Source organism: Bacillus sp. P14.5, assembly GCF_003316765.1.
Lineage (GTDB): Bacteria > Bacillota > Bacilli > Bacillales > Bacillaceae_B > Rossellomorea.
This window is the reverse complement of the sequence record NZ_NIJF01000079.1, coordinates 1-3,123: the sequence shown is the minus strand read 5'-3', so window position 1 is coordinate 3,123 and position 3,123 is coordinate 1. Positions and strand designations below refer to the sequence as shown.

The 3,123-nt window shown below is 51.2% G+C and carries 4 protein-coding genes and 2 pseudogenes; all 6 read left to right on the top strand.

Annotation, left to right across the window (positions count from 1 at the left end; genetic code table 11):
- Positions 1-473: methyltransferase (locus tag B9Z54_RS14140; protein WP_113929009.1), on the top strand; the 473-nt coding region annotated here is incomplete at its 5' end.
- 34 nt (positions 474-507) lie between these two features.
- On the top strand, positions 508-936 hold the full coding sequence (locus B9Z54_RS14135; protein ID WP_021067682.1) for a BrxA/BrxB family bacilliredoxin: 429 nt from the start codon (positions 508-510) through the stop codon (positions 934-936).
- A 55-nt stretch (positions 937-991) separates the two neighbouring features.
- Positions 992-1,333: a DUF952 domain-containing protein gene (locus B9Z54_RS14130; protein WP_021067681.1), complete on the top strand. Its 342-nt coding sequence runs from the start codon at positions 992-994 to the stop codon at positions 1,331-1,333.
- A gap of 184 nt (positions 1,334-1,517) precedes the next feature.
- On the top strand, positions 1,518-2,306 hold the full coding sequence (locus B9Z54_RS14125) for a transporter substrate-binding domain-containing protein (RefSeq protein ID WP_113929008.1): 789 nt from the start codon (positions 1,518-1,520) through the stop codon (positions 2,304-2,306).
- Positions 2,307-2,362: 56 nt separating this feature from the next.
- Positions 2,363-3,021: pseudogene (locus B9Z54_RS14120) on the top strand (amino acid ABC transporter permease).
- A pseudogene (locus B9Z54_RS25765) lies at positions 3,018-3,123 on the top strand (peptide ABC transporter ATP-binding protein); the annotation flags it as partial. The pseudogenes B9Z54_RS14120 and B9Z54_RS25765, both read left to right, overlap by 4 nt.

The following is a 3,123-nucleotide window of genomic DNA, read 5'->3' as shown; positions in this document are numbered from 1 at the left end:
TCGGGGACATCAACGAGTTCGAAGGCGAGACAGCGGTCGATATGGTCGTCACGCTCCATGCGTGCGATGTCGCAACGGACATGGCGCTTGCCCGAGCCGTTCGTTGGGGTGCAAAAGTCATCTTGAGCGTGCCGTGTTGTCAAAAAGAGTTGAATCGCCAACTCGAGGCACCGGCGCTCGACGTCATGCTCCAGCATGGTCTCATCAAAGAACGGTTGGCTGCGCTCGCCACGGATTCGATTCGGGCCGAACTGCTCGGTCTCGTCGGTTATGAAGCACAATTGCTCGAGTTCATCGATATGGAGCATACACCGAAAAACATCCTCATCCGGGCTTATCTCACGAACCGGGAAGCGACCGACGAAGCACGGGACCGCTACGTCGCATTCAAGACGCTGTTGAACGCGACACCGTTCCTTGAAGGACAATTGAGCGATAGACTTGTCCTAACCGATCCACAAGACGTAAAATGAGAAAGAATAGACGCAAGTCGAAAGGGGAAACGATATGGATTTTCAATTATATTTTCAAGATGTAGTCGAACAAGCTCGCAATGAGGTACGCTCTGCAGGGTACACGGAACTCACGACACCGGAAGAAGTCGACGCCGCGTTAACGAAAGAAGGTAAGACGCTCGTCCTCGTCAACTCGGTCTGTGGCTGTGCCGGTGGCATCGCTCGTCCAGCAGCAGCTTACGTAAACAAGATGGAAGGCGTCAAGCCAGATCAGTTCGTCACCGTGTTCGCAGGTCAAGACCGTGAAGCGACAGACCGCGCCCGTGAATATTTCGAAGGCTACGCCCCGTCGTCACCATCGATCGCTTTGTTAGAAGACGGCAACATCGTCACGATGGTCGAGCGGAGCACGATCGAATCTTCGACGGCCGAAGAGCTCGTCGAGCAGTTACAGACGTTGTTCGATATTTATTACGCCTAAGAAGTGAGCGCAGAGGCATTGCCTTTGCGCTTTTGCTTAAGAAGGGAACGATGAGATGGAACCAGTCGTCAAAATCATGAGCGAGGCCGAATATACGATCGCTCTGTCGCGCGGTGAGATCAATGAGCCGACCCTCCAGACGGAAGGGTATATTCGTTGTTGCACCCCGCAACAGATCGGTAAATTCGTGCGTCGGCATTATCATGGGGAGCGAGTCGTGCTCGTCTCGTTCCATGTCGGACGTCTCGGCAGCCTGCTCCACTACGAGTTTGACGAGGACGGAGAACGCTATCCCCACGTGTATAGCGCCATCCCGATCGCGTCGGTCAAACGGGTGCAGCCCTACGGCTCTCGCGACAACGGTACGGTCACTTATTTTGCTTATGAGCGAATGTGACCGTATTTTTTTGCATTTTATGCATGAATATACTTTACAAGTAATAATTATGTGTATATAGTGGTTGAAGAACAAGTCGGACATATGATGAGTCAGAGAACAGTTGAGCAACTTTCACATATATGTCATAATTTTGTTAAAGTTCTGATAATTTCATCCTATATGAAGAAAGGGACGATGAAAAATGAAAAAAGGTTTTCTAGCATTATGTATCGCAAGTCTTGCCGCATTCACGGTAGCTTGCGGAGCAGACGTGAACGAAGGAGGCACCACGTCGACCGATGAGGAGGACAAAGTCATCGTCATGGGGACGAGTGCCGATTATTTCCCATATGAATTCGTCGATACGGCGAACGGCGATGAGATTGTCGGCTTCGACATCGATATCGCCAAGCAAGTGACCGAAAACATGGGCTATGAATTGAAAATTGAAGACATGGACTTCGGTAGCCTGCTTGGGGCGCTCAACGCCGGCCGTGTCGACTTCGTCATGGCGGGTATGACGCCGACGGAAGAACGCAAAGAGAACGCCGATTTCTCAGATATCTATTTCACGGCAAAAAACTTGATCCTGTCAAAAGGGAATGCCATCCAGTCGCTTGAAGACTTGGACGGCAAGCAAGTCGGGGTCCAACTCGGTTCGATTCAAGAAGGGATCGCCAAAGAGCAAATCCCGGGCGCTGAAATCGTCGCCTTGAACAAGATCCCGGAAATCATTCAAGAGATCAAGACAGGCCGGATCGATGCGATGGTCATCGAGGATACGGTCGCGAAGAAATATCTCGATCAAGACAGCGAACTCTCGACGTTTGAAATCGTCGACGAGGAAGAGGCCGGTTCGGCCGCTGCCTTCCGCAAGGACGATGAGCTCCGCGATCAGTTCAACGAAGAATTGAACAAAATGATTGACTCGGGCGAAATCGAGAAGTTGGCTCAAAAATGGTTCGAACAAGAAGCTGCACCAGCAGAATAAAGATCGGAGGAGGCTGACTGAAAACATCAGTCAGCCTTTTTTAGGAGGAACTCACAATGGATTTTAGTCGGATTTATGATTCTATCCCGTATATTCTCGAAGGGATTCCCGTCATGTTCCAAGTCGTGCTCGTCTCGGCTTTGTTCGGGATCACGCTTGGCGTCGTCGTCGCCACATTCAAAATCGTGCCAAATCGTCTCGTCAATTTTATCGGCCACGCCTATACGGCCGTGTTCCGCGGGACACCGCTCATCTTGCAACTCGCGATCATCCACTTCGGTTTGCCGCAGTTGACCGGTTATATTACGACGCCGTATCAGTCGGCCGTCATCGCCTTCTCGCTCAACTCGGCCGCCTATATCTCGGAGATCATCCGGGCCGGGATTCAAGCAGTCGACAAAGGACAATGGGAAGCATCGGACGCGCTCGGCGTCCCGTACGTCAAACAACTGCGGTCGATCATCTTGCCTCAAGCGTTCAAAACATCTTACCGGCCCTCGTCAACGAGATGATCACGCTCACGAAAGAATCGGCGCTCGTCTCGACGGTCGGTGTCCTCGACATCATGCGTCGGGCGCAAATCGTCGGTGGGCAGAAGGCAATCTACTTTGAACCGCTCCTGTTTGCCGGTGTGATATACTTTACAATAGTGATGGTGTTGACGTATCTTGGTCAACGTCTAGAAAAACGGCTAAGAAAGAGTGATGGCAGATGATACAAGTAAACGATCTATATAAACAATTTGGGGATCTCGAGGTACTCAAAGGGATCACGACATCGATTGAGAAAGGGGAAGTCGTCGCCGTCATCGGTCCGT